The 19,552-nt window shown below is 33.0% G+C and carries 21 protein-coding genes; 4 read left to right on the top strand and 17 right to left on the bottom strand.

Annotation, left to right across the window (positions count from 1 at the left end):
• Position 1: 1 nt before the first annotated feature.
• The gene (locus M2326_RS05835) at positions 2 to 550 is read right to left on the bottom strand and encodes a hypothetical protein (RefSeq protein WP_264618614.1); all 549 of its coding nucleotides are present in this window, start codon (positions 548 to 550) and stop codon (positions 2 to 4) included.
• A gap of 156 nt (positions 551 to 706) precedes the next feature.
• Between M2326_RS05835 and M2326_RS05830 the strand changes: the two genes are divergently transcribed.
• From M2326_RS05830 to M2326_RS05820, 3 genes are all read left to right on the top strand, one after another.
• Complete coding sequence (locus tag M2326_RS05830; protein ID WP_413603260.1) at positions 707 to 934, top strand: hypothetical protein; 228 nt, start codon at positions 707 to 709, stop codon at positions 932 to 934.
• Between the two features lie 152 nt (positions 935 to 1,086).
• The gene (locus M2326_RS05825) at positions 1,087 to 1,527 is read left to right on the top strand and encodes a KTSC domain-containing protein (RefSeq protein ID WP_264618613.1); all 441 of its coding nucleotides are present in this window, start codon (positions 1,087 to 1,089) and stop codon (positions 1,525 to 1,527) included.
• Between the two features lie 333 nt (positions 1,528 to 1,860).
• Positions 1,861 to 3,054: a multidrug effflux MFS transporter gene (locus tag M2326_RS05820; protein ID WP_264618612.1), complete on the top strand. Its 1,194-nt coding sequence runs from the start codon at positions 1,861 to 1,863 to the stop codon at positions 3,052 to 3,054.
• 113 nt (positions 3,055 to 3,167) lie between these two features.
• Here M2326_RS05820 and M2326_RS05815 read toward each other — a convergent pair whose 3' ends face one another.
• The 10 genes from M2326_RS05815 to M2326_RS05770 form a co-directional block, all read right to left on the bottom strand.
• On the bottom strand, positions 3,168 to 3,788 hold the full coding sequence (locus tag M2326_RS05815; RefSeq protein WP_264618611.1) for an L-threonylcarbamoyladenylate synthase: 621 nt from the start codon (positions 3,786 to 3,788) through the stop codon (positions 3,168 to 3,170).
• A gap of 41 nt (positions 3,789 to 3,829) precedes the next feature.
• Positions 3,830 to 4,183: a TfoX/Sxy family protein gene (locus M2326_RS05810; RefSeq protein ID WP_264618610.1), complete on the bottom strand. Its 354-nt coding sequence runs from the start codon at positions 4,181 to 4,183 to the stop codon at positions 3,830 to 3,832.
• 59 nt (positions 4,184 to 4,242) lie between these two features.
• Positions 4,243 to 6,576, bottom strand: coding sequence for an ATP-dependent helicase (locus tag M2326_RS05805; RefSeq protein WP_264618609.1), 2,334 nt, complete (start codon positions 6,574 to 6,576; stop codon positions 4,243 to 4,245).
• Positions 6,577 to 6,735: 159 nt separating this feature from the next.
• A complete protein-coding gene (locus M2326_RS05800) occupies positions 6,736 to 6,999 on the bottom strand; it encodes a hypothetical protein (protein ID WP_264618608.1) in 264 nt (87 codons plus the stop codon).
• Positions 7,000 to 7,288: 289 nt separating this feature from the next.
• Positions 7,289 to 7,489 carry a hypothetical protein gene (locus M2326_RS05795; protein ID WP_264618607.1) on the bottom strand — a complete coding sequence of 67 codons (201 nt, stop codon included), beginning with the start codon at positions 7,487 to 7,489 and terminating at the stop codon, positions 7,289 to 7,291.
• Between the two features lie 157 nt (positions 7,490 to 7,646).
• Positions 7,647 to 8,693, bottom strand: a complete 1,047-nt coding sequence (locus tag M2326_RS05790; RefSeq protein ID WP_264618606.1) for an o-succinylbenzoate synthase — start codon at positions 8,691 to 8,693, stop codon at positions 7,647 to 7,649.
• 132 nt (positions 8,694 to 8,825) lie between these two features.
• On the bottom strand, positions 8,826 to 10,025 hold the full coding sequence (locus M2326_RS05785; protein WP_264618605.1) for a tetratricopeptide repeat protein: 1,200 nt from the start codon (positions 10,023 to 10,025) through the stop codon (positions 8,826 to 8,828).
• Between the two features lie 158 nt (positions 10,026 to 10,183).
• Positions 10,184 to 10,861: a metal-dependent hydrolase gene (locus tag M2326_RS05780; RefSeq protein WP_264618604.1), complete on the bottom strand. Its 678-nt coding sequence runs from the start codon at positions 10,859 to 10,861 to the stop codon at positions 10,184 to 10,186.
• Between the two features lie 65 nt (positions 10,862 to 10,926).
• Positions 10,927 to 11,889, bottom strand: coding sequence for a 1,4-dihydroxy-2-naphthoate octaprenyltransferase (gene menA, locus M2326_RS05775; RefSeq protein ID WP_264618603.1), 963 nt, complete (start codon positions 11,887 to 11,889; stop codon positions 10,927 to 10,929).
• A 93-nt stretch (positions 11,890 to 11,982) separates the two neighbouring features.
• Positions 11,983 to 12,813 (bottom strand): 1,4-dihydroxy-2-naphthoyl-CoA synthase, encoded by an 831-nt coding sequence (locus M2326_RS05770; protein ID WP_264618602.1) that lies wholly within the window; start codon positions 12,811 to 12,813, stop codon positions 11,983 to 11,985.
• Positions 12,814 to 12,993: 180 nt separating this feature from the next.
• On the opposite strand from M2326_RS05770, the gene M2326_RS05765 reads away from it, so the two are divergent.
• Entirely contained in the window at positions 12,994 to 13,830 is an 837-nt protein-coding gene (locus M2326_RS05765) for a hypothetical protein (protein ID WP_264618601.1), read from the top strand.
• Between the two features lie 631 nt (positions 13,831 to 14,461).
• On the opposite strand, the gene M2326_RS05760 is transcribed toward M2326_RS05765, so the two are convergent.
• The 6 genes from M2326_RS05760 to rpsF form a co-directional block, all read right to left on the bottom strand.
• Positions 14,462 to 15,322: a CvfB family protein gene (locus M2326_RS05760; protein ID WP_264618600.1), complete on the bottom strand. Its 861-nt coding sequence runs from the start codon at positions 15,320 to 15,322 to the stop codon at positions 14,462 to 14,464.
• A 289-nt stretch (positions 15,323 to 15,611) separates the two neighbouring features.
• Complete coding sequence (ligA, locus tag M2326_RS05755; RefSeq protein WP_264618599.1) at positions 15,612 to 17,612, bottom strand: NAD-dependent DNA ligase LigA; 2,001 nt, start codon at positions 17,610 to 17,612, stop codon at positions 15,612 to 15,614.
• Positions 17,613 to 17,684: 72 nt separating this feature from the next.
• On the bottom strand, positions 17,685 to 18,158 hold the full coding sequence (locus tag M2326_RS05750; protein ID WP_264618598.1) for a DUF6495 family protein: 474 nt from the start codon (positions 18,156 to 18,158) through the stop codon (positions 17,685 to 17,687).
• A 138-nt stretch (positions 18,159 to 18,296) separates the two neighbouring features.
• A complete protein-coding gene (rplI, locus tag M2326_RS05745; RefSeq protein WP_264618597.1) occupies positions 18,297 to 18,734 on the bottom strand; it encodes a 50S ribosomal protein L9 in 438 nt (145 codons plus the stop codon).
• A gap of 66 nt (positions 18,735 to 18,800) precedes the next feature.
• Complete coding sequence (rpsR, locus tag M2326_RS05740) at positions 18,801 to 19,097, bottom strand: 30S ribosomal protein S18 (protein ID WP_066077030.1); 297 nt, start codon at positions 19,095 to 19,097, stop codon at positions 18,801 to 18,803.
• Positions 19,098 to 19,102: 5 nt separating this feature from the next.
• On the bottom strand, positions 19,103 to 19,444 hold the full coding sequence (rpsF, locus tag M2326_RS05735; protein ID WP_264618596.1) for a 30S ribosomal protein S6: 342 nt from the start codon (positions 19,442 to 19,444) through the stop codon (positions 19,103 to 19,105).
• Positions 19,445 to 19,552: the final 108 nt, after the last annotated feature.

Below are 19,552 nucleotides of genomic sequence, written 5' to 3'. Positions count from 1 at the left end.
TCTATTTTAATAATTCACTTTTTATTTGTTCCAATGATTTATTAGAATATACCAATGGCTCAATTATTTGTTTGCGCAAAATATCCAAATCATCACAATCAAAGTATTTAGCCCAAGAGGTAAGCTGCTGTAGGTTGCGAATTTGCTTAATTTTTTTGGTAGTTTCAAAACTGGTCCTCAAAATGGCTTGACCATCATAAGTAGGGCTATATTTGTGCTGATAATTAACCGTATTACTCCCATAGTCTACTTCAATAAAATACAACTCCTCTACTGCATTATCAGGATAAAAACACTCCCAAAGAGCAAAACCTAATTTCTTTTTATTATCGGTAACTAATTCATTAGCAACAAGTCTCCACTTACTATTTGCCAATCTTCCCCAATGATTAGAATATCGATACATCCCTTTATTGGTGTAATAATAAGTACTCCCCGCTTTACTTTCAAATTGTATTTTCAAGCCTTCAAGTACTTTAATATCCATTTCATTAAAGATGCAAAAAGTATTTTTGAATGAATTGGGACTAGGTCTAATGTTTTTTTCCATGTACAAATATAATAAGATTGAACAAAAGACAGTCGTGCTTCCTGTGATCTACACTTAATTTAAAGCAAATTCAAAAAACTAAATGCTATTACTTCTTAATATTAACTATCTTTGCACACAATTTTATTTTAGATTAAAAAACAAAAGAAAGAAAAAATGCTACAAAAAGGAGTTTATACAGGTGTAATTGAAAAAGACGAAAATAACAATTTTTTTTGTGGTGATTACCTCTTAGATTACCAAATGGTAGTTGCGAAACACGTTGTGGGTGATATGGTTACTATCAAAACGATCATAGAAAACCCAAGTGACATCAGCCACAACAAATATCCAAAAAAGTCTAAAAACTTTGATAAGGCTAATAATAAACCAGAAAATAAATAAGCAGCTATAACTATTAAATGTAAAACTCTTTTTAATATTTTTTAGAACACATCTAATTAGTGAAAAAAAAGTGTACCTTTGCAAAAAATTGTTGATTTAGAAAATATAATGAAAACAATTACATATTAAAAGACAAGCAGTTACCATAATTTATGAAAAAAATAGTTGAATTCCGCAAACTACTAAGTGTAGATAAGACAGTACAATTAAAAGAACTTAAAACCATTTATCGTAATGCGATGAAAGATTCTCATCCTGATAAATTTCAAGGTGATGATGCTGGTCTTAAAGATGCTGAAGAAAATAGTAAAAAAATCATTGAAGCTTACCACTTTTTAGTAAGTATCAATCCTGAAACTATCAAAGCTAATTTACCTGAATATACAGAAACAATTACAACTGCAACGATAACAGATTATAAATTTACAGAAAGTAGATTAATAATCAATTTTTCAAACGGTAGCGTTTATGAGTACATTAGTGTACCTAAAGCTACTTATGTAAAAATGGTTAACGCTGAATCTCCAGGTCGTTTTGCAAAAAGACACATCTTTAATGCTTTTCCTTATAGAAAAACTATTAATCAAGACTAGTATACCAAATTTTATTTATACAAAAAAGCTGTCTATTTAGACAGCTTTTTTTATCTCTACTATTTCACAATTACGATATAAAAAAACGACCTACACTGAAACAGAGTAGATCGTCAAACTAACCAATGAATATTTATCTTAAAAATGTAATTTAAAAAATTAAAATAAACTGTATACGACTACAACTTTAAATATTGGATTTCAAACTATTAAAATTATTTTTAATACATTTTCTATTTAGAATAAAGAAAGTTCAATTGGTTTAATGTATATTTTTATTTTAACAAATTATTAAGGTAAAAAACTTTTAAAATACAAATAAAAATATTTTTAATGATAAAGGCTAATAATTTTAAGATAATTTTAATATTAGGTTTACTTACAGCATTGGGTCCCTTCTCAATAGACATGTATTTACCAGGTTTTTCTGGGATTGCCACCGATTTAAACACTACTGTAGCAAAGGTTGCAATGACTCTATCAAGTTATTTTATAGGAATTTCTGCAGGGCAATTACTGTACGGACCATTACTCGATCGATATGGCAGAAAAATTCCCTTATTTACTGGTTTACTTGTTTATATCTTCGCTTCCTTAGGTTGTGTTTTTGTAAAAGATATTGATAACTTTATCGGTTTACGTTTCATACAAGCTATAGGAAGCTGTGCTGCAACTGTTGCCTCTGTATCGATGGTAAGAGATTTATTTCCAGTTAAAGAGATCCCTAAAGTTTTTTCAATGTTGATGCTTGTTGTTGGCCTATCTCCTATGCTAGCCCCAACTGTTGGTGGATATGTTACTGCTAACTTTGGTTGGCAAATGGTATTTGTTATCTTAATGTGTTTGGGAATTATCATACTCCTTGCCTCTCATTTCGGACTACCAACTACCTACACTCCAGACGCAACTATTTCGCTAAAACCAAAACCAATCATAAAGAATTTTTGGTCAGTATTAAAAGAGCCTCAGTTTTATACTTATGCTTTCACAGGTGCTATTTCCTTCTCTGGATTATTTACGTATGTAGCAGCATCTCCTATCTTATTTATGGATATATTTCAAGTAGATGCAAAAACGTATGGATGGATTTTTGCTTTTATGTCTTGCAGTTTTATAGGCGCAAGCCAGTTAAATTCGGTCTTACTACGAAAATATACAAGTGAACAAATGATCTTCAGTGCATTAATTACGCAGTCTGTCATTATCCTTATTTTTTTAATCACTGCCCTTAACAACTTACTTGGACTATATGAAACTATTGGCTTATTATTCCTGTACTTGGGGTGCTTAGGGATCTCAAATCCGAATACAGCCGGACTAACGTTGGCTCCTTTTACAAAAAATACCGGAAGCGCTTCTGCCTTAATGGGTGCAATTCAATTGGGGCTAGGAGCTGTTGCTTCTTTTGCCGTAGGTACATTTGTTATTAATTCTATGATCCCAATGATTTTAATAATGACAACCACAACAATTACTGCTTTATTTATACTTCAAATTGGAAAACGAACCATCAAAGTAAAACACTAGAACAACTGTAACACCTATAATACCTTACTAATTCAATACAAAAAACTCGCAAATAGCTATTTGCGAGTTTTTTAATTATTGTATTTAAATGTGTGTATGTTTGTAGTTCAATCTTACAAAATATTCAAACTACCTTTTCCTTCTCTAAGTACAATGGGGTCATCCTCGGACAAATCTATAATTGTAGAACCTACATTATCGCCATAACCACCATCAACTACTATATCGACAAGATTTTGCCATTTTTCAAAAATTAATTCAGGATCGGTAGTGTACTCTATTACATCATCTTCATCACGAATAGAGGTCGTCACAATTGGATTCCCTAGTAATCGAACAATTTCGAGAACAATATTATTATCTGGAATACGAATACCTACTGTGGTTTTCTTCTTAAACTCCTTTGGCAAATTATTATTCCCAGGTAAAATAAAGGTATATGGCCCCGGCAAGGCTCTTTTCAAAATCTTGAAAGTTGTGGTATCTATTTGACGAACATAGTCTGATAAGTTGCTTAAATCATGACAGATAAATGAAAAATTCGCTTTATCTAGTTTTACACCCTTAATTCTTGCAATTTTTTCAAGTGCTTTACTATTGGTAATATCACAACCCAAACCATAAACGGTATCTGTTGGGTAAATCACCAATCCTCCTGCTTGCAATACCTTAACTACTTTGGCTAATGCCGCTTCGCTAGGTTTGTCTTCGTATATTTTTATGAATTCTGCCATAATTTATTTTATTTTAGTTTTCGATTATAAAAGTGAAAACACTATTCTTTTTTCTTCTTTTTAGTTTTAACATGACCTCTATTTCCAAAATCAATTGCTAATTCAATCCATCGTTTCAATTGCGTTTCGCTTGCAAATCCTTCGGGCTCAATAAAAAGAAAGCTGTTACTACTTTTACCTGTAAAATTCATTGGTTTCACATGATTTTCTTCGAGTAAGGACTCTGAAAACTCCTCCATCACCCGCAGCATTATTTCATCCTTCATTACTCCAATACACATTTTATCAGCAATCATAAAGGAGATACCTCCAAACATTTTCTTTTCGATAAAATCAATTTGCATTTCGAATAAATATTTTTCAATTCGCAACGCTAGCAATTCATTGTAAGCCATAATTGTATTATATTATATACTATACTAATCCTATTATAATCATAATTAAAAGACTAGAACTACCCAATAATATCCAACTTTGCAAAACGGAGCAATAGTTTTTTTATTCCACCAACTTCAAATTTAATTTCAGCTTTTTTATCAGCAGCTACACCTTCTAAATTAACTACCTGCCCTCTACCAAAACGTTCATGCATCACTACGTTTCCAATTGTTAACTGATTATCAAACAAGTTTGCTTGACCTGGAGCACTGGTTCTTGAAACTGGTTTTAATTTACGAACATTCATTTCTGACTTAGGGTCATTAGGAGAAACCTTTTTAGGAGGCACACCACTGGTAGGTTTCGATAATCTAAATTTTGATTTATCTACATCATCAAAAATATCTTTATCAATTGTAGGTTGGTAACGGTAACTACTTTCTGGTGGTGTTAAATATTCTAAGTATTGACTATCAATTTCTTCTATAAATCGAGACGGTTCGCAATCGGTTAGTTTTCCCCAACGGTAACGGGATTGCGCATAGGTTAAGTACGCTTGGTGCTCTGCACGAGTCAAAGCCACATAAAACAACCTACGCTCCTCTTCCAATTCACTACGTGTACTCATACTCATAGCAGAGGGGAATAGATCTTCTTCCATACCGACTACAAATACATGCGGAAATTCTAATCCTTTAGCCAAGTGGATAGTCATTAAACCTACACGGTCTTGATCAGTTGTATCGTTATCCAAATCGGTAGCTAGTGCTACATCTTCCATAAATTCTTCTAGCGAACCTCTTGCACCATCAACCTCTTTTTGTCCTTCGGTAAAATCTTTGATACCGTTGAGCAACTCTTCTATATTTTGAATACGCAACATTCCTTCTGGAGTTGCATCTTTTTTTAATTCTTGAACTAATCCCGATTTTTTGGCCACATGATCAGTTAAGTAAAAAGCATCTTGATTTTCGTTAATTACTTGAAAGCTGCGAATCATTAAAACAAAATCTTTTAATTTTTGTTTGGTTCCGTTGTTTAATTTCAAGTCAATTTTATCAATATTTTGCATCACTTCAAAAATCGAACGCTTATAATGATTGGCTGCAACTGTCAATTTTTCGACTGTTGTATCTCCAATTCCACGTGCAGGATAATTGATTACACGTACCAAAGCTTCTTCATCTTTTGGATTAATAACCAATCGTAAATAACAAAGTACATCTTTAATTTCTTTTCTTTGATAGAAAGACAAGCCACCATAAATACGATATGGAATATCTCTTTTACGCAACGCATCCTCCATTGCACGGGATTGTGCATTGGTTCGATATAAAATTGCAAACGAACCATTACTCAGTTGGTTCTGCATTTTTTGTTCAAAAATAGTACTCGCCACAAAACGCCCTTCTTCAGCATCCGTCATGCTTCGATGAATTTTTATCTTAGGTCCAAAATCGTTGGCAGTCCAAACGATTTTATCCAGTTTTACTGTATTTTTATCAATAATAGTATTGGCTGCTTCTACAATATTCTTGGTCGAGCGGTAATTTTGCTCCAGACGATAGGTCTGTACACCTTCATAATCTTTTTGAAAATTCAAAATATTATTAATGTTCGCACCTCGAAATGCATAAATACTTTGCGCATCATCCCCAACCACACATATATTTTGAAATTTGTCTGATAAAGCTCTTACAATCAAATATTGAGAATGATTCGTATCTTGATACTCATCTACCATGATGTAACGAAAACGGTTTTGATACTTTGCCAAAACCTCGGGGAAACGGGTTAAAAGTTCATTAGTCTTCAATAATAAATCATCAAAATCCATAGCCCCAGACTTAAAACAACGGTCTACATAATTTCTATATATTTCGCCCATACGTGGCTTTTTGGCCATCGCATCAGCTTCTTGTAAATCAGGATCATTATAATAGGCTTTTACAGTAACCAAACTATTTTTAAAACTCGAAATTCGGCTCAAAATTTGTTTCGACTTATAAATATCTTTATCCAACTGCATTTCCTTTATAATTCCAGAAATAGCGCGAAGAGAATCTTGAGAGTCATAAATGGTAAAATTGGAAGGATATCCTAATTTATCTGCCTCTGCACGTAGTATTTTTGCAAATATGGAGTGAAATGTTCCCATCCAAAGATTTTTGGCTTCACTTGAACCAACAATAGACGAAATACGTTCTTTCATCTCACGAGCGGCTTTGTTGGTAAAAGTAAGAGACAAGATATTAAACGCATCTACACCTTGATGCATCAAATAAGCAATTCGGATTGTCAAAACACGTGTTTTACCCGAACCAGCTCCAGCAATGATAATCATTGGACCTTCTTTTTGTAAAACAGGTAATTGCTGTGCTTCGTTTAATTGAGAAATATATTGTTGCATGAAAAAATCGATTTATGCAAAAATAAGAATTTCAGAGTTAAGAAAAGGAATGTTTCGAAAGTTTTAAAAGCAAAAGACAGGATACAATTTAAGAGGAATAACATCTATTTACCCTATATATCCACAAGCTTTTTATGTATAAAAATTTAAGAATAGTTATTAAATCGTCTTACTAATAGTCGAATTTAGCTTATTAACAACCAAGTAGTAAGGTACTTTACCATCATTGGTAATTTTATACATGATTTCTGAAGTTACTTTTTTTACAATTTTGTTATCATAAATAGAATAAAGGCAACTTTCAATTAAATATTCTTCTTTTTTTTGTAACGTTCCGTTTTTTATCGAAATATAAAATTCGATACCCTTTCTCTCCACTTGCGCCACACCTACCACAAGCATTGTGATTTGAACTACTTTCAAAGTAAAAAATTACTCTATTCTGCATTTTATCTTGAATTATAGAGTAAAAGGAATTACCACCGTAATCTGAAAACAATTTTAATAAATTAATTTCTTTTGAATTTGGAAGTTTGTACATTTCCCATTCCTGCAAAATATTAATGTTTTCTGTACTTAATACTATTTCTGATTCCTTTTTTGGCATTTTAAATTCACCTTTCCGAGAAATAGATTTACCTTCTGTTTTTTGACATCTATTAAAAATCAATGCTTCTTGAAACTTAGAGTTGGAGTATAAACTATCAACACTTCAATTTGTTGCTTGCTTTTTGATGGTATTTTCTATTTCTAATTGCTCATTACCAAAAGCAAACAACTTCATGTTACAGTTTTGAACAAAACCGCTGAGAGGAATTTTAATCTTATATTTATCGTAATAATACCAACCTTCTATAAAAGTATCGTATCGATCACATTCGATGATTTCTTTGTTTTCTAAAAACAGAGTCACAGGAACATTTTGTATAACACCTTTGAAAATTCTAGAATTCTCTGTTTTAGCTATTACTTCATTTTGACCAAAACTACAAAAACAAAAAATAAAAAATAAATAATAAAAACGTAATATTCTTTCTCATTCCAACTATCCATTTTTAATTAGTTCGAAATTAGCTAAATTGTTCAAATTCAAATTTCCAACCCAATTCAGATTTATACCATAGTTTACCTTTTTCTACCGTCAAAGGAGATTCAAAATTATTAGTATAAAGTGCTCCAGTACCCAAACCTTGAGGCATCGAATTGTTCAATAAATACGTCCATTGCGCTATAGCATTTAAACCAATATTACTCTCTAAAGCTGAAGTAATCCACCATCCAATATTGTATTTTTCTGCTAACAAAATCCACTCGATCGTTCCTTTGAATCCACCTATAAAACTTGGTTTCAAAATAATAAATTGTGGCTTTATCTTTTGCAATAACACATCTTTATCCTCCTGCTTAAACACTCCTATAAGCTCCTCGTCTAACGCTATTGGAAAAGGTGTCACTTTACACAAGTCTGCCATACTGTCAGTGTTATTTTTTTTAATCGGTTGTTCTATGCTATGTAGTTTAAATTCAGATAATTGATTTAATATATCTAAAGCTTCATTTGAACTAAAAGAACCATTAGCGTCGACCCTTATTTCCATTTGTTCTGAACTAAAATTCGTACGAATAAAACGCAATAATTTCAATTCTTTATCAAAATCAATAGCCCCAATTTTTAGTTTTATACAATTAAAACCTTGCTCTATTTTTTCTTGAATTTGTTCCATCATAAAGTCCTCATTCCCCATCCAAACAAGACCGTTTATGGGAATCGATTTTTCTTGATTTGTAAAAGCGGATGGAAACAGTAAGAAAGGATTTTCACTAACTAAAGACAGGAAGGCCGTCTCAACACCAAACTGAATTGAAGGAAAAGCAATTAACTCTTCCCAAAGCTTGTTTTTACCCAAATGAATGTTCTCACAAGTCCATTGCAATTTAGCTTCGTAATCCGGTCGATCGTCTGCACTAAGTCCGCGCAAAATACCACACTCTCCAATACCTTTAACTCCCTCTTGTTCCAAAACGATAAACCAAGTTTCTTTTTGAGTCATTATACCTCTAGATGTTCCAGAAGGACGTTTGAAGTCAAGAATATATTTATAATAAGTAGCCGTCATTGATTTTTGATTAACGATTGAATATTTTTTGATTATAACTGTGGAGAAGTTTGAAAAACTTCTGAATTAGTCTATTAATTTGAACCTTGTACTCTGTATTGAAATTAACCTCACAAGTACTATTTGAAATTATTATTGATAAAGCCTCAGGATCCGTTCATAATCAGAAGATTGAATTCCGCTCTTTTGAAACTTAGTAAAGTCTGCTATTGTTTTTTGTACCCAACTGAGACTGTCATTTACATTTTGAGACTGGTATTCTTTATAAATTGATTTAGCCTTGGAATAATCTCCATTTAAGAGCAATGCATGTGCTAAGTGAAGCTTTATAAGCAATTCGGTTGTATCGTATTGCTCACCCGCTTCTAATGTTTTCAATGCTTTTGAATATTGTTTCGTAATCACATAATAATAACCCAAGTTTGCATAATCCAAAGCGGTAGCCTGACCATCATTAACAATCATGCTCAAATGCGTGATTGCAGCTCCGTAATTATTATTTTTTGATTCTAAGGAGGCTTTGTTTCGTAAATCGGCATAAATAACCTTAGAAACGCTAGTCTCATTGTAACAAGATGCCCCAAAATCTTTATAAATTTTAGCTTGCTCCATGATTAAAAGTTTCTGGAACTCATCAAAACGGAATTGCTTTTGTATTTTTTCTTCGATACAAATACAAAAATCATCTGAACTGGTCATTTTTTGAGCCAAAGCAGATGTTTTACACTGATTAATGATGAATTTTCTATTTTCTATTGACCACCCACGACTGAGTTTTAGATCTACCCACGGTACAATTTCTAGCACTATCTTTTGTTTCATAATCCAATTGGTACTCTCAAAACCAAAAAACAGATTACTTTTATTACTTTTCAAACAAGGTGATTTTTCTATCGAAAACCTTTTAGCATCTTTACTCAAGGGAGTCTCTTGTAGAAAACAAGCATCGGTTGTTTTTCCTGATTTTTGATACTCTACTGCACTTTCATCAGACGTAAATACAGCATACCTACATTTATCATCACCAGAAATTTTGGACATTAAAAAAACCGCCCCGGCAGAACCTTGACTAATTCCCGTGGGGTCTGGAATGGCTTTGAGTACCGAAACCAAACTACCCGCCATTTGCTGGTTGTTATCTAAAAGTGTTATTCGGAAAATCAATTCGGTTGTACCTGCAGGAAAATCATCTGTTTTCACTACAATCCGGTCACGTGCAGACACTTCTATTTCTTTATTCATGGAGCGTTCTTTATCCCAATATCCTTCTTTTTGCGCCTGAATTGATTGAAAACAAATGCTAATGAATAGCAATAAATATACTTTTCTCACTTAGATAGAATTAATTACGGAATCTCTGCCCAAATAGAAGTAAAAATCCTTTTTTGGGCTTTACTGACTCAAAAAAGGATTTTTATTTCTATTTTCATTTTTTATAGGAGTTCAATGTATTTCGTTTGTAACGAATAACAGGAAACAGCTCCTAAATATTATAATTCGATGCTCTCGCCAATTGCTAATAACATTAAATCTTTATCATTATCAAAAAATTTCTGAATTGCTTCTTTATGATTGATTTCGATATACCCAAAAGTATCATAATGATACCCCAAAACCTTATCACATTGCACAAAGTTCGAGGCTATTATTGCGTCTTCTACATCCATGGTAAAATTGTCACCGATTGGCAGAATAGCTAAATCCAGTTTAGTACGCATCGGAATTAATTTCATATCCATCATCAAAGCAGTGTCGCCGGCAATATAGATATTCTTATGCTCTCCTTCGATTACAAATCCACCTGGATTCCCACCGTAAGTCCCATTTGGAAAAGAACTAGAATGGATTGCATTAACATATTTTACTTTTCCAAATTCAAATTCCCAGCTTCCGCCATGGTTCATGGGGTGCGAAGTAAAACCTTTAGCTGCATAATAACTCGCAATTTCAGCATTAGAAACAATCACTGCATTGGTACGCTTAGCAATTGCCTCCACATCCAAAACATGATCTCCATGTGCATGAGTCAATAAAATATAATCGGCATCGAGTGTATCAATATCAATATGAGCCGCTGCAGGATTAGCAGAAATATAGGGATCTACAATGATATTTTTTCCCCCTACTTGAATGCCTAATGAGGCGTGTCCGTAAAATGTAATTTTCATGTTTTATGGCTTTTAGCTATTAGTGTAACAGTTCAGATTAATATTGAATTTTGAATTTAAAAAATTTATCTCCCTCCCATAAACAGATTCACTAAGATATCCGAGAAAAAGAAAATCATACATAATGATAACAAAACCGAAAGCACAAAAGTACTTAATGCAACTTTTTTTAACTCTGGGTCCAACTCCTTAGGGTTCTTATTCTTAGAGACAGTATTTAAATGTTTAATTAAAGGTAAATAAGCAATTAAAAAAATATATTGATCAAAATTATACTCTTCTAATACAGCAAAAAGCACTACTAAAACCATTGCTGAAATGATTAAAAAGTAATGATACTTTTTGGCTTTTGCTCCTCCAATTTTAACCACAATGGTGTTTTTATTTGACTTCCTATCCGACTCCTCATCGCGCATATTATTTAGATTTAAAACCCCAACACTAAGCAAACCGATAGCAATTGCCGGCAGAAAAAGTAAAACATTAATTTCTTTGGAATACAGAAAATTCACTCCCAATGTACTCACCAATCCAAAGAACACAAAGACAAACAAATCTCCATACCCACGATACCCATACGCCGTATTACCAACTGTATAACGAATTGCAGAAATAATAGCTAAAAGACCTAATATTAAAAAGAATAAAGAGTACAAAATATTGCTTTGACCAAACGCATAATAAATCAATAAAATAGCAGATAACAACGTTAGCGCCGAAGTGATAATAATAGCACGTTTCATATCTGGAGCGGTAATCACACCACTCTGAATCGCACGTTTTGGCCCAACTCGATCTTTATTATCAGTACCTTTTACACCATCGCCATAATCGTTGGCAAAATTGGACAAGACTTGCAGTCCCAAAGTGGTAAGTATCGCAAAACCGAATATCTTCCAATCAAAAGCATCTGACGGAGTTAACTCTATAGCTGTTGGATGTGATAAGGCATACATACTTCCTACTATAATTCCAGATACAGATAATGGTAGCGTGCGCAATCGTGCGGCTTCAATCCAATGTTTCATATTTTTATTTATTTGCCAAGAAGGCTCTAAGACTTTAAGTTTTTACTTGTAATTTCTCACCTCTAAGTATTCAATTTGAAACCTAAAGCTTATTTATGGTAGCCACTTCTTTTCGAAATTAGGTTTTCTTTTTTCTAAAAAAGCATTTCTACCTTCTTTAGCTTCTTCGGTCATGTACGCCAAACGAGTAGCTTCACCAGCAAACACTTGTTGCCCCACCATTCCGTCATCGGTAAGGTTCATAGCAAATTTTAGCATTTTTATAGCCATTGGGGATTTTCCTAAAATTTCCTGAGCCCATTCATAGGCTGTATCTTCCAACTCATCATGCGGAATTACAGCATTTACCATTCCCATTTCAAAAGCTTCTTGGGCAGAATAATTACGACCTAGAAAGAAAATCTCTCTCGCTTTCTTTTGTCCCACCATTTTAGCCAAATAAGCAGAGCCATAACCACCATCAAAACTAGTGACATCAGCATCTGTTTGTTTAAAAATAGCATGTTCTTTACTCGCAAGACTCATATCACACACTACATGCAAACTGTGCCCACCACCAACTGCCCATCCAGGAACAACAGCAATTACAACTTTGGGCATAAATCGAATTAAACGTTGCACCTCTAAGATATTCAATCGGTGTTGTCCATCTTCCCCAACATAACCTTGATGTCCACGTACATTTTGATCACCGCCACTACAAAATGAATAAACTCCATCTTTGGTAGAGGGACCTTCGGCGGATAACAATACTACTCCAATTGAAGTATCTTCTTGTGCATTATAAAAAGCATCGTATAATTCAGATGTTGTTTTCGGACGAAAAGCATTGCGAACATTTGGACGGTTAAAAGCTATTCTAGCTACTCCATTGCATTTTTTATATGTGATATCTTCGTATTCTTTGGCAGTAATCCAATCCATTCTAATGGGTTTAAGTTATTATAGTGTAAAAATAAATCATTTTCTTTGCATTTTACCTATTCAATCCTTTATTTACGCTTAAAAAATAACAAAGAATTAAAAAATGCTTTTATAAATCCCCATTTTAAGCAAGTATTAATTATATTTACAATGCCCCCTACTAATTACAAAAAAAAACCTATGAAAATATGGCGTAACTACAAGTCTATAGTAAGAAACAACCTACTTTTATATTCTAACACAAATAAAGATTTACAATATTGGCGAAATGACATGTTTGCTAATACCTTAATTTATATTATCCCACTAAGCATTATAGCACTCATCCCTTCCGTACTTTGGGCTTTAGAACTAAAACTCTATCTGTTAATCACCGTTGACATAACAGCAGTTTCATTAACCACTTTTATTAGCTTAAAAAAAGGAATTGATATAAAGAAACGTAAATTACTTTTTGTAAGCACACTATATATATTAAGCTTCTTTTTAGTTTATTATACAGGACTTAATAGTACCCTATACTTACTTGCAACCTGTTTTTTATCCACATTCATCTATTCTTTTAAAAATCAATATACACCAGCAATATTAAATATTTATATTTCCATCATTTACACTATATTCTATTACACACATCTTATCCCATTACTCTTTGCTCATTTTCAAACATCCGTATTAATCGCTGTCTTTGCTAACCTTATTTTTCTCAGCTTCTTAATTTGCTCGCTAGTTCCTAAACTATTTAATGGTCTAGATGAGAATTTTAAAAAAAACATTGAGCATAATAACAAAATTGAAAAACGAAATGAACTTTTAAAAGAAATTACATGGATCCAGTCGCACGTCGTTAGAGCTCCATTATCGAGATTAATGGCAATTACAGCTATTCTAAAAGACAATGATGTCACAGAAGATGAAAGAACCTTCTTTATTGATAATATCATTATATCGAGTACTGAGCTTGATACAATAATCAAAGAAATTGTTACAAAATCAGAAAGTATTCGGTCAACTTAAACAAGAGTAATCTAAACTATCTTTTATATTTTAATTTAAAAGCTCAATAAACAAGAATCCAGTAATCCTTCTCCCGTTAATCTGTATAAATTGTTAAAGTTTAAAAAATAATTAAATAAATGTATTGCGCAACCTTTTTTTATGAGTACCTTAGACATAGTTAGTTACAGTGTTGGTCAAATAATTACAATAGCAACTAGCGTACAATATAATCTCACTGAATTATTAACCTAAAGAAAGAATATTTGAAAAACACATCACACTTTATCACTCTTTTTTGTACGGTACTAAATATAAAATTCGGAATGAAAGAGCCCCAATGGGAAACACTAAAATTGATTCCAATTAACACCGGTAACACCAAAGGTTAAACAGTTGGATTACTATACTTGATTGAAGCAATCATTAAAATGAAGAAGTAAAATCCAAAGACGTCAAAAATACCAACGGCTATATTGTAAACGGGGATTGAAACAATTTTGGAAGTTTAAAAAGATAAAGAAAAATTTACACGAAGGAAACAACAGTAGTATTCGTTTCCATTTATTAAAAATTACAGCGTTTCAAGAATACGAAATGCTAAAAATAAGAGAAAGACTAATCACAATCGATTAGTCTTTCTTTTTTTATACTATAAAGGCGCTTCAACCAAGTAAATACCGTCCTCTTTTATTTCGATCAACTTCTCTCTATACAAAGCACCAATCGCTTTCTTGAAAATCTTTTTACTCATTTTAAGCACAGTTTTAATATCCTCAGGATGTGATTTGTCATTCAAGCGTAAAAATCCACGGCTTGCGCGCAATTCATTCAAAATCAAATCTGCATTTGGCTCAATGCTCGCATACCCTTGCTCTTGCAATGCCACATCAATTTTATTATCAGGGCGAATGTTTTTAATAAAGCCTCGCATACGATCACCCGTACGAATGGCATCGTCATATACTTCATCTTTATACAACAAACCTTTATGTTGCTCATTGATAATTACATTGATACCAATTTCGGTAATATGCGATACGATCAAATCAACTTCTTCACCTTTTTCAACAGTTAACTCCTCGTTTTTCAAAAACTGATTTGTTTTACTCGAAGCAACCAAGCGATTTGTTTTTTCATCCATATATAAATACACCAAGTAGCGCTTTCCTTTTTCCATCGGACGTGCTTGCTCTTTGAACGGAACTAAGATATCTTTCTCCATTCCCCAATCCATAAAAGCCCCCACTTGATTGGTATAATTCACACGCAAAAGCGCAAATTCATTCAACAAAATATAAGGTTCCAGTGTCGTTGCAACAGGACGTTGTTCGTGATCCAAGTACACAAAAACAATCAACTCTTCCCCAATTTCAAAAATATTGGGTACATATTTATTAGGCAAAAGCACATCATGAACACCTTCTGGATCTTTCTCGGGATCACCCAAAAATAAACCCACTTGAGTATCACGTAAAATCTTCAGCGCATTGTATTTTCCTATTTTAATCATTTCTTCTAATTTTCTAAGGCGCAAAGGTACGAAGTTTGAAAATAGGAAGCCCCTACTTCTGGCACCCTTTTTAGCTTTAGGAGCCCAACAATCTATTTTATTTCGTGATTCCTCCAGCTTTCGGCTCAATCTCTTGCACCCTAAGGTCGGGAGCAAGAGGATACCACCTCTATCAGGGTAACTGATGACTCTTTATTTTCATCATAAAATTTAGATAAAAATAACGACACAAAACACACGAATTAACATTAATACATTTATGCCTATTTATATACTTTCTTTAAAAACGCTACCCTTTTATCATCGACATAAAATCAGTTTCAGAGATAATAGGTATATTTAATTTAGTAGCCTTATCTAATTTCGCTGGTCCCATATTGTCACCAGCTACTACATAATGAGTCTTAGTCGAAATCGAACTACCCACTTTTCCGCCATTGTCTTCAATCGCTTTCCTTAAATCATCACGTGAAAACTGGGTAAAAACTCCAGAAACCACAAAAACTTTTCCCAACAGAATTTCGGTAGCATTTAAGTTTACTTTTTCGACAACCTCAAATTGAACACCTTTTTCTTTCAATCGTTCGATAATCAATCTATTTTCTGATTTTTCGAAAAAATCAATGACACTTTGAGCAATTCGTTCTCCAATTTCATCTACCAAAATTAAATCCATTAAAGTAGCTTGAGCTAGAGCGTCGATAGTTTTATAATGTTTGGCTAATTTTTTAGCGACCGTTTCACCTACAAATCGAATTCCCAATGCATACAAAACACGTTCAAACGGAATATTTTTCGATTCCGCAACACCATTTACCAAATTCTCAGCCGATTTTTGCGCCATTCGCTCCAAAGGAATAATTTGATCCACAGTCAATTCATATAAATCTGCATAATTTCGAACTAAATCATTATTAAACAACAAAGCCACCGTCTCACCACCAAGCCCTTCAATATCCATGGCTTTTCTCGAAATATAATGTTGAATTCGTCCAATAATCTGCGGCGGACAACCATAAAAATTGGGACAATAATGATTGGCTTCTCCTTCTGATCTAACCAATTCAGTTTGACATTCTGGGCAATGAGTAATGTATTTTGTGATTTCTGAGTTTAATGGTCGCTGTGTTAAATCTACCGCAATAATCTTGGGAATGATTTCGCCTCCTTTTTCGACAAAAACAGTATCTCCAACTCGGATATCCAATTTTTGGATCTGATCAGCATTGTGTAAAGAAGCACGTTTTACAATCGTTCCTGCCAATTGTACGGGTTTCAAATTGGCAACTGGAGTAATAGCGCCCGTACGTCCTACTTGATAAGAAATCGAATTTAAAACGGTAGAAACTTGTTCCGATTTGAATTTATAAGCCATTGCCCATCTTGGTGATTTTGCAGTATAGCCCAATTCTTCTTGATACTGACGACTATTTACCTTCACCACTACTCCGTCAGTTTCATACGGTAAGTCATGACGATGTATATCCCAATAGTCAATAAATTCAAAAACCTCATCGAGATTGGTTGCCAATTTTGAAGCCGAAGGAACTTTAAAACCCCAGTTTCTAGCCGTTTCCAATCCTTCATATTGCGTGTCAAAAGGCAAATTATCACCCACAATAGAATACAATAAACAATCCAAAGGGCGCTTGGCTACCTCTGTACTGTCTTGTAATTTCAAACTACCCGAAGCGGTATTTCTTGGATTTGAATAAGGAGTTTCGCCAATTTCGATTAAATCCTGGTTCATTTTTTCAAAGCCTTTAAAAGGCAATATAATTTCGCCACGAATATCAAATTTAGGCGGATAATTTCCTTTTAATTTCAAAGGAATAGAGCGAATAGTTTTAATATTGTTGGTCACATCATCTCCTTGTAAACCATCACCACGAGTCACAGCGCGTATTAAACGACCATTTTCATAGGTGATACTCATGGATGCACCATCGTACTTTAATTCACAAGTGTATTCTAATGGGATTTCACCTAATTGTTTCTGAGTACGTTTTTCCCAGTCTGATAAATCCTCTTTGGAATACGAATTGTCCAACGAATACATGCGCTGCTCATGTGCGACCGTTATAAAGTTTTTGGTAATTGTACCACCTACCCTTTGTGACGGTGAATTAATATCAAAAAATTGCGGATTCTTTTGTTCTAATTCTTGTAGTTCCTTTAATTTGGAATCAAAGTCAAAATCGGAAATTGTTGGAGTATCCAACACGTAATAATTGTGATTGTGCTGACTAAGTTCTTCCCTTAACAAAAGTATTTGTGGTAGCATGTCCATAAAAAAAATCGGCTATTTTAGTATTTATTTTTGTGTACTAAAATAACCAATTTAAAAGAAAAAACAATCTAATTACGACTCAATAATCGTATTTATTTGTTTGTATAATTGTCCATCACTTAAAAATGCACCTTGTTGAATTAGTGCGAATAACGAAACATTACGTTCATCTGAAAATTCTTTCTTCCCTACTTTCATTTCGATAGTATCTGTGAACATATTGTCACTCAACCATTGTAAACCTTCATTAGTTAAAAAATCTACTTCAGGAACTAATGATTTCAATACAATCGAATTGATATATGTATCAAATGTTTGAAAAAGGAAAATATGATTTTTGGAAAAATGTTCCAAATATTCTGCTTTATTCAATACACCCTCCCATATTAAATCGGAAAAAACATCCAATTCTTGTTCGGCTACTTCTGGTTTATTTACTTTGATACTATCCCACTCTCCTTTGTCAATTGACTGAGAAGCTAGAAAATTAGTAAATTCTTGCGTTAACTCTTCAAATTGCTCTTTTGTTAATCTTGCGTATTTCATGTCATTACGAGGAACGAAGCAATCTCATTCCAAATTGTTAAAAGTTAATATGATGTTATTGTTTTATAATTAGTAATAACAACAAACAAAAAAAATCCCGATTTTCATCGGGATTCTATATCAATTGCGAATAAACAATTATTCTGCAATAATTTCATAAGGTAAATCTACAATTACATCTCTGTGTAAACGAACGCTTGCGTTATATTTACCAGTACGTTTAACGATACCGCTAGTGATGAATTTTCTATCAATTTCTTGACCTCCTTTTGCTAATGCAGCAGCGATATCAATATTCGTGATTGAACCGAATAATTTTTCACCACCTGCTTTTGCAGAAATTTTAATTTCGATAGCTTTTAAAGCTTCTGCTACTGCTTTCGCATCAGCAACTACTTTAGCTTCTTTGTGAGCTCTTTGTTTTAGGTTTTCAGCTAATACTTTTTTCGCAGAAGAAGTTGCTAAATGAGCAAATCCTTGAGGAATTAAGAAATTACGACCGTATCCGTTTTTCACGTTTACTACATCGTCTTTAAATCCTAAATTTTGAACGTCTTGTCTTAAAATAAGTTCCATGTTGTTGTCCTTTATTATAGAAGTTAGTCCCGATAGCTATCGGGACAACAACTTATATTATTAATATTATTTAAGTAAATCGGCCACGTATGGCATTAAAGCTAAGTGACGTGCACGCTTAACAGCTACAGACACTTTTCTTTGGTATTTCAATGAAGTACCAGTTAAACGACGAGGAAGAATTTTTCCTTGCTCATTTACAAATTTCAATAAGAAATCAGCATCTTTATAATCGATATACTTGATACCAGATTTTTTGAAACGACAGTATTTCTTTTGTTTGTTAGTTTCTATGTTTAAAGGAGTAAGATATCTGATATCTCCGTCTTTTTTTCCTGAAGCAGATTGTTGTAATGTTGCCATAATAATTAAGCTTTTTGAGATTTAAGTTTTGCTCTTCTTCTTTCAGCCCAAGAGATAGCATGTTTGTCAAGACTTACAGTCAAGAAACGCATAATTCTTTCGTCACGTCTAAATTCAGTTTCAAAAGCGATTAAAACTTCTGGTGTAACGTTGAATTCAAACAAATGGTAAAAACCACTTTTCTTGTTTTGAATTTCGTAAGCCATCTTTTTAAGACCCCAGTCTTCTTTAGATACAAAAGTAGCCCCTCTAGTAGTAAGAAAATCTTCAAATTTGCTTACTGTTTCCTTTACCTGAACATCAGATAAAACGGGATTTAAAATGAAAACAGTTTCATAATGATTCATATAATATATGTTTTTATTAATTTGGATGCAAAAGTAGTTATTTATTTTTATCTCGCAAGAATAAAAGCAACTAATTCGTCAAAATACAGACTAATACTGTTTAAAGCC

The organism is Flavobacterium psychraerolatum, from assembly GCF_025960985.1.
GTDB lineage: Bacteria > Bacteroidota > Bacteroidia > Flavobacteriales > Flavobacteriaceae > Flavobacterium.
The sequence above is the reverse complement of the archived record's forward strand: the minus strand, read 5'-3'. Positions and strand labels throughout refer to the sequence as shown.

Coding starts and splice junctions, on each gene's coding strand:
- M2326_RS05820 (WP_264618612.1), top strand. CDS start 1,861: ATGATAAAGGCTAATAATTTTAAGATAATTTTAATATTAGGTTTACTT.
- M2326_RS05835 (WP_264618614.1), bottom strand. CDS start 550: ATGGAAAAAAACATTAGACCTAGTCCCAATTCATTCAAAAATACTTTT.
- M2326_RS05765 (WP_264618601.1), top strand. CDS start 12,994: ATGAAAATATGGCGTAACTACAAGTCTATAGTAAGAAACAACCTACTT.
- rpsF (WP_264618596.1), bottom strand. CDS start 19,444: ATGAATCATTATGAAACTGTTTTCATTTTAAATCCCGTTTTATCTGAT.
- rpsR (WP_066077030.1), bottom strand. CDS start 19,097: ATGGCAACATTACAACAATCTGCTTCAGGAAAAAAAGACGGAGATATC.
- M2326_RS05780 (WP_264618604.1), bottom strand. CDS start 10,861: ATGAAAATTACATTTTACGGACACGCCTCATTAGGCATTCAAGTAGGG.
- M2326_RS05790 (WP_264618606.1), bottom strand. CDS start 8,693: ATGACGGCTACTTATTATAAATATATTCTTGACTTCAAACGTCCTTCT.
- M2326_RS05825 (WP_264618613.1), top strand. CDS start 1,087: ATGAAAAAAATAGTTGAATTCCGCAAACTACTAAGTGTAGATAAGACA.
- ligA (WP_264618599.1), bottom strand. CDS start 17,612: ATGGACATGCTACCACAAATACTTTTGTTAAGGGAAGAACTTAGTCAG.
- M2326_RS05760 (WP_264618600.1), bottom strand. CDS start 15,322: ATGATTAAAATAGGAAAATACAATGCGCTGAAGATTTTACGTGATACT.
- rplI (WP_264618597.1), bottom strand. CDS start 18,734: ATGGAACTTATTTTAAGACAAGACGTTCAAAATTTAGGATTTAAAGAC.
- M2326_RS05830 (WP_413603260.1), top strand. CDS start 707: ATGCTACAAAAAGGAGTTTATACAGGTGTAATTGAAAAAGACGAAAAT.
- menA (WP_264618603.1), bottom strand. CDS start 11,889: ATGAAACATTGGATTGAAGCCGCACGATTGCGCACGCTACCATTATCT.
- M2326_RS05750 (WP_264618598.1), bottom strand. CDS start 18,158: ATGAAATACGCAAGATTAACAAAAGAGCAATTTGAAGAGTTAACGCAA.
- M2326_RS05815 (WP_264618611.1), bottom strand. CDS start 3,788: ATGGCAGAATTCATAAAAATATACGAAGACAAACCTAGCGAAGCGGCA.
- M2326_RS05810 (WP_264618610.1), bottom strand. CDS start 4,183: ATGGCTTACAATGAATTGCTAGCGTTGCGAATTGAAAAATATTTATTC.
- M2326_RS05805 (WP_264618609.1), bottom strand. CDS start 6,576: ATGCAACAATATATTTCTCAATTAAACGAAGCACAGCAATTACCTGTT.
- M2326_RS05770 (WP_264618602.1), bottom strand. CDS start 12,813: ATGGATTGGATTACTGCCAAAGAATACGAAGATATCACATATAAAAAA.